Source organism: Kitasatospora sp. NPDC024654, assembly GCF_055559155.1.
Map to the genome: position 1 here is coordinate 1 of NZ_JBVHLF010000183.1, position 5,324 is coordinate 5,324.

The following is a 5,324-nucleotide window of genomic DNA, read 5'->3' on the forward strand; positions in this document are numbered from 1 at the left end:
GGTGGGCGGTGGTGGTGGCCTTGACCGCGACCGCGTAGGCCAGGCCGCGCTCGGTCAGGCCCTCGCGAAAGCCTGTGGCGTCGCCGTATCCGGCGCCGCGACGACCGGCAGAGCGGGCAACTCCCAGCCCCTGCGCACCTCGTCGAGCATGTCCAGGGCCAGGCGCCACTTCTCCCGGTGCCGCTCGTCGTCGGGGATGCCGGCCTTCGTCCGGCGGCGGCGGATCGCCTCGGCCAGCAGTGCGTCCTTGCCGTGCTTGGTGTCGTCCCAGCTCTCGGGCAGGAACAGGCGCCAGTCGACGGCCGAGGAGGCACGGTCGGACACGAGGTTGACGCTGACGCCAATCTGGCAGTTGCCCCGCTTGCCCAGTGCACCGCGGTACATCCGTGCCACCCCCGGCGAGTCGTAGCCGTCCTTGGGGAAGCCGACATCGTCGATCGCGTACGCCTCGGGTGAGATGTGCGAGGCAGCCCAACGCGCCAGCCGCTCACGGACCTTGGAGTAGTCCCAGGTGGACGATGAGACGAACTGCTGCAGCTGTTGGTGGTCCACGCCCAGGCGCTCGGCCATCGGCTGCATCGACTTGCGCTTGCCGTCCAGCATCAGCCCGCGCAGATACAGCTCGCCCTTGGCCCGCTGGTCCCGACGCGCCAACGAACCGAGCATCTCCGCCGCGAACGCCTCCAAGCGCGGGCGGACCGTCTCCATCTCCTCAGGTGTCACACCTGAAAGAAGATCACAACCCTACTCCTGCCTGATCCTCCGGGGTACCTAACAAAGCCCTACTAGCGGCCGGAGCGGCCGAACAGCCGGGCCCAGAAACCGCGACGCGGACCGCGCACGATCACGTTGCCGCCGGTGACCTCACCCGAGACGGTCACCAGCAGCCGGATCGGCACGGGCGCGGCCTGCGGATCGTGACGGACCAGCTGGCGGACGTTGCCGCCGCGCGTCGAGACGCTGTCCACGTCCACCGCCACCTCCGGCGGCACGACCAGATGCAGATTGCCACCCCGCAGCGCGATGGCCAGGTCCAGCGTCGAGCCGGCGAACTGGGCCTGGGTGAAGTCCAGTCGGGCGTTGCCGCCGCGTACCTCCAGTTCGATGCGACGCGGCACCACCCACGGACCGAACCGGTTGATGTTGCCGCCCCGTGCCTGCAGGCGCACCAACTCCTTGGCCGGCACCACCGGCAGCTGGCCCCGGGCGACCTGCTCGGCGGGCAGGTCGGTGAGCAGCACCTCCAGCTCGCCGTAGGTGCGCGCGTTCAACGCCACGTCGAGGCGCTCCTCCAGCTCCTCCGCGGTCAGCCGGCCATCGCCCGCCGCGACCCGCAAGCGCTCCACAACGCGATCACGGTCCTCGTGCGAGGCCCGCAGACCGCCATCCCCCGGTACCAGATCCCCAGACATACCCCGCACTCTACTGGCGGTCCTGGTCAGGGCCAACCTGGTCGGGAAGGTGTTGAGCGGATCCCTGCCGCCCGCTCCGCCCGAGCAGGTCGTAGAGGTCGGCCGGGGTGACGTAGCCGGGCCAGCGGCCGTCGCCGAAAAGGATCACTCCGGCCTCCCGGTAGGCCGCGTCCGCGAGCTGGGAGCAGATCATGTGGCCGGTGGCGGCCACGTAGCGACGCAGTCCGGGGACGGGCAGCCGGAAGCGGTGCGCGGCCAGTGCCGCGTAGTCGAGGAAGCTGTACGGCACGCCGACCAGCCGGCGGGCCCGCTGGACTATCCGGTCCCGCTGCTTCGCAGTCAACTCCGGCGACACATAGAGCACATGACGATCCTGGTACTCGGTCAGCGGGCGGATCACGGCTCCGCCGGGCTCCGCCTCGATCAGGGTCTCGTCGTCGAGCACGACGAACGCGTGCTCGTAGTTGGCGAAGCCGTCGCGGTTGAGCCACTGGCCGACGCGTATCGCCCGGCCGACGGCGCCGGTGATGGTGGTGAGTCCGATGTCCCCGGGTTGGGGTTGGTGGTCGATCATGCTGCGGGCTCCCGGTGCTGACAGACGGTGAACGGGGGGCAACCCACACCGGCTCCGGGGGCGGTGTGGGCAGGGGCTGTCGACGGGGCGTCAGAAGACCCGGCGCCGAGGACGGCCAGAGGGCGCGCTGGGAGGCGGCCGGTGACAGCGCCGGCGTGGGGTCCGACGCATCGGCCGCCTCCAGCTTCAAGGTGCCCGTTTGCCGGGCAGCGCAAGCCTTCCGCGCACGGCGGGTGAGAAACTCCGCCGGACCGGCGACCGGTGGCTCCACGGAACGGTCGACCGGCACGGCGCCCGCGGCACGGCGCGGGGACCGGGCGCGAGGACCGGGCGCGGGGACCGGCCGCCCCACGGGTCCCCGCCGCCTCGGAACGTCGCTCCGCTCAGGGGATCACACCAGCAGGAGCCCGCCGCACCGCTCGGCGCCGTTCTTCATCGCGATCAGATTGGCCAGTACGTAGGAGATGTTGTTCCTGGAGTGCCACTCCGTCGGGTAGTAGGTGACCAACCGTGAGTTCTGGAACCTGGCCTGGATCTCCGGTACGAAGACCCGGTACTGGTCATCGGTGTAGTACCAGAAGGAGTTCTCGTTGTAGAACGCGACATGCGTCGGATCCTGGTACGCCCCACGCCCGTCGGCGCTCGGCGTCAGCGTGAGCAGCATGCCACCCGGTGCCAGCAGGCGGTACAGCTCGTTGATCAACGGAATCTTCGCCGGCACGTGCTCCAGGAAGTCCACCGCGCGGACCAGACCGACCGAGTCGTCCGGCAGGTCCAGCCGGTCCGGCAGCTTCGCGACGATGTCGACACCGTCCCCCGGGTACTGGTCCACCCCCAGATATCCGGCCGGCTTGCGGTGCGCCGCGCCCAGGTCCAGCGCGAGCAGTCCGCGCCGCTTCGTCCAGGCGAGCGCGTTGGCCTCCACGTACTTGTCGTACAGCGCGACGGTCTCCCGCTGGATGTGCGCGTTGACCTCCTCGTCGCGCTGGGTGTTGGCGGCGTGCATCCGCTGCAGGTACAGACAGCGCGGGATGTGGTGGAAATCGCCCGCCTGGAAGAGGCGGCACATCAGGTCCTGGTCGTCCAGCACCGTACGGGTCGCGTCGTACCCGCCGACCTGCTGGTACACGTCCCTGCGGAACGCCCGTACGTGGTTGGGGGCGTACCAGATATACGACACGTTGTGCGGCGTGGGCGCCATGGAGATCGCCTGCAGGAACCGGCGGCCGTCGACGTCCACCTCCTCGTACTGCCAGCCGTGCTCCGCGTTGAAACGCGTGTCGTCCCGGCCGCCGTCCTCGGTGATCTGGGCGGTGTTGCTGTAGACGAGGACGGCCTCGGGGTTCGCGTCGAAGGCTCTCGCCAGCTCCGCCAGGCAGTCCCTGGCCAGGAGATCGTCATGGTCGAGCTCGACCAGGATCTCGCCGCGCGCGAGTTCGCAGGCTCGGCGCTTGGCCGCTCCGACGCCTCTGAGGTCGTCCGAGATCTCCACCCGGACCCGGTCGTCGGGGTGCTCCGGGCGCCACCGCGCACCGTTGTTGAGCAGCACCACCCACTCCCAGTCCGGGCAGGTCTGCGCCTGCAGACTCGCGAGGCAGTCGTCCAGGAAGCGCGGTCGGTGGGTGGGGGTGAAGACGGAGAACTTCGGTGTCGCTGACGACGTCATCTGTTGCTACCTGCCTGGTGGCTCTCTGTTGTCGGTGACGGTGTTGCACTCGTGGCGTTCCGGAACTTGTCCGGCACGAGCTGTTGGAGCGACGAATCGGCTTCGACGGCATGGCCGAAGGCGCCCTGGGCCTCGTCGTCCCGGCCCTGCTTGGCCAGGGCCTGTCCCAGGTTCAGGTAGGCGGTGGCGGCCTTCGGGTCCGCCGCCACGATCCGCCGAAAGATCGCGACAGCCTGATCGGTGTCGCTCGGCTCGATCAGGATCGCCTTGTTGTAGAGGGCCGGTTCGTAGTTCGGGTCGGACTTCAGGGCGCTGTCGTAGGCCGCCCGGGCGTCGGCCGTGCGGTTGTCGTGCTGGGCGATGACGCCGAGGTTGTACCAGGCCTGCTTGTTTCCGGCGTCCAGCTCCAGCACGCGTTTGAGGGTCCGTGCCGCACCGGCGAGATCATGGATCTGCCCCTGCTGGACGGCCGCTTGGAGCAACGCGTCCGCCTGCGCCCGGTCGGCGGAGGTCGGGGGACGGGACGGCACCACCTTCCTGGTCGAGGGGTCCGCCTTGGATAGTTGCACCCAGCCGATCACCGAACTGGCGGCGACGGCTGCGGCGGCGAGTCCTGTCCACAGTCGAGTTCGCTTCACGGTTCACCTCGTTCGTCGGATGTCGGGTGTCGGACAGGACCACTCAGCCGGCCGGGAGAGCGGCGGTCATGGCGGTGGTGCCCCAGAGCGAACTCGGGGCACCACCGCTCACTGCCGCCATGCTCGCCACGGGTGGCCGGCATGGCGTCACTACGTGCGACGAGCTACGGCGTACACACCGCGAACGCGGTGACGGGGGAGCTGGCGGAGGTCACCTGCCAGCCGGTGGCCGGCGAACCACCAACCGGACCATTGGCGAGGATGACGGCGCTGCCGGGGTTGGAGAAGCCACCGCTCACGGCGAAGGTGCCGGCCGGGCACGTGGCGGTGCTCGTGATGCCCTGAGTACCCGTGGCGACCTGGCTCTGCGCCCCGGCGCTGGTGCCCTGCGGACCCTGGGCGCCCGTGCTGCCCTGGAAGCCCTGGAAGCCCTGCGGACCCTGGGCTCCCGTGTCGCCCTGGAAACCCTGCGGACCCTGCGCACCGGTGGCGCCCTGAGGCCCATCGTCACCCTGCGGGCCGGCCGGACCGGCGACACCTGCCGGACCGGCGGGACCGGAGAGGCCCTGCGGGCCGGCCGGACCCGAGGCGCCGGCAGGACCCGCGACACCTGCCGGACCCGCGACACCTGCCGGACCCGCGGGACCCGAGAGACCCTGCGGACCAGCCGGGCCCGCGACGCCGCCAACTCCGGTGTCGCCCTGGAAACCCTGCGGACCCTGCGCACCGGTGGTGCCCTGAGGACCTGCATCACCCTGGAAACCCTGGAAACCCTGCGGACCTTGAGCACCGGTCTCGCCCGTGACGCCCTGGAAACCCTGCGGACCCTGAGCGCCGGTGTCGCCAGTGTCACCCTGCGGACCCTGAGCACCCGTGCCACCCTGCGCACCAGTGCCACCCTGGAAACCCTGGAAACCCTGCGGACCCTGAGCACCGGTATCGCCAGTGTCACCCTGCGGACCCTGAGCACCCGTGCCACCCTGCGCACCAGTGCCACCCTGGAAACCCTGGAAACCCTGCGGACCCTGAGCACC

Annotated in this window: 4 protein-coding genes and 2 pseudogenes; 1 reads left to right on the top strand and 5 read right to left on the bottom strand. The window is 70.2% G+C overall.

Annotated features, from left to right (window positions below; genetic code table 11):
* The 5 genes and pseudogenes from ACZ38L_RS38265 to ACZ38L_RS38285 form a co-directional block, all read right to left on the bottom strand.
* A pseudogene (locus tag ACZ38L_RS38265) lies at positions 1–723 on the bottom strand (IS701 family transposase); the annotation flags it as partial.
* 62 nt (positions 724–785) lie between these two features.
* Positions 786–1,412: a DUF1707 SHOCT-like domain-containing protein gene (locus tag ACZ38L_RS38270; RefSeq protein ID WP_465702557.1), complete on the bottom strand. Its 627-nt coding sequence runs from the start codon at positions 1,410–1,412 to the stop codon at positions 786–788.
* Positions 1,413–1,422: 10 nt separating this feature from the next.
* Positions 1,423–1,986 carry a hypothetical protein gene (locus tag ACZ38L_RS38275; protein WP_465702559.1) on the bottom strand — a complete coding sequence of 188 codons (564 nt, stop codon included), beginning with the start codon at positions 1,984–1,986 and terminating at the stop codon, positions 1,423–1,425.
* Between the two features lie 391 nt (positions 1,987–2,377).
* The gene (locus tag ACZ38L_RS38280; protein ID WP_465702561.1) at positions 2,378–3,652 is read right to left on the bottom strand and encodes a glycosyltransferase; all 1,275 of its coding nucleotides are present in this window, start codon (positions 3,650–3,652) and stop codon (positions 2,378–2,380) included.
* The gene (locus ACZ38L_RS38285; RefSeq protein ID WP_465702563.1) at positions 3,649–4,290 is read right to left on the bottom strand and encodes a tetratricopeptide repeat protein; all 642 of its coding nucleotides are present in this window, start codon (positions 4,288–4,290) and stop codon (positions 3,649–3,651) included. The genes ACZ38L_RS38280 and ACZ38L_RS38285 overlap by 4 nt, the downstream gene beginning before the upstream one ends.
* A gap of 68 nt (positions 4,291–4,358) precedes the next feature.
* Here ACZ38L_RS38285 and ACZ38L_RS38290 point away from each other — a divergent pair.
* Positions 4,359–5,324: pseudogene (locus ACZ38L_RS38290) on the top strand (hypothetical protein); the annotation flags it as partial.